Raw genomic sequence first — 658 nt, 5'->3', positions numbered from 1 at the left:
ACCCGAACGCACCGGCCTCGCTCGGCCCGCAGCAGCAGCAGCCGGCGATCAACATCCAGATCAACGTCTCGGCCAACAACCTGTCGGAACACGAGTACGAGGTGATCCTGTCGATCGAGGGCAAGGCCGAAGGCGCCGGCAAGGTGATGTTCAGCTTCGACCTGGCCTATGCCGGCGTGTTCCGGGTCGTGAACGTGCCGAAGGAAAACCTGCATCCGCTGGTCATGATCGAATGCCCGCGCCTGCTGTTCCCGTTCGCGCGTGAAATCGTCGCAACCGCAGTGCGCGACGGCGGCTTGCCGCTCCATGTTCTGGCGGTAGAGGCCGACGAAATCGACGGGGTCGAGCATCAAGGGCGGGAAGCCGCCGCCCAGGCCGCCTCCGGCGTCAAGCCGAGCTGATCAACTTGCTCGCTGTCGTCGCCCGGCTTGACGGGGCGACCCAGTACGCCGCGGCCCCTAGGTTCTATCACTGGCGTCTCTGGAATACTGGGTCGCCCGGTTCATGTGCGCAATTGCGCACAGGCCGGGCGATCACAGCAGTGGATGAGGATAAAGCTCCACGCCTTCACTGGGTCACGGGGATGGATTTGTGGCGCACAGCTTCTTCCCACCATCGTCCTGGCGAAGGCCAGGACCCATAACCACCGAATTTGATT

At 63.4% G+C, this 658-nt stretch carries 1 protein-coding gene; it reads left to right on the top strand.

Going from position 1 to position 658, the window contains the following annotated elements; all coding sequences use genetic code 11:
• Window positions 1-401, top strand: a 401-nt coding sequence (locus J6500_RS31540; protein ID WP_312018254.1) for a protein-export chaperone SecB, incomplete at its 5' end; no start/stop codon positions are given.
• Window positions 402-658: the final 257 nt, after the last annotated feature.

Source organism: Bradyrhizobium semiaridum (genome assembly GCF_020329505.1).
Taxonomy (GTDB): domain Bacteria; phylum Pseudomonadota; class Alphaproteobacteria; order Rhizobiales; family Xanthobacteraceae; genus Bradyrhizobium; species Bradyrhizobium semiaridum.
Note: the sequence above shows the minus strand (reverse complement) of the source record. Positions and strands in the feature narration are given on the sequence as shown.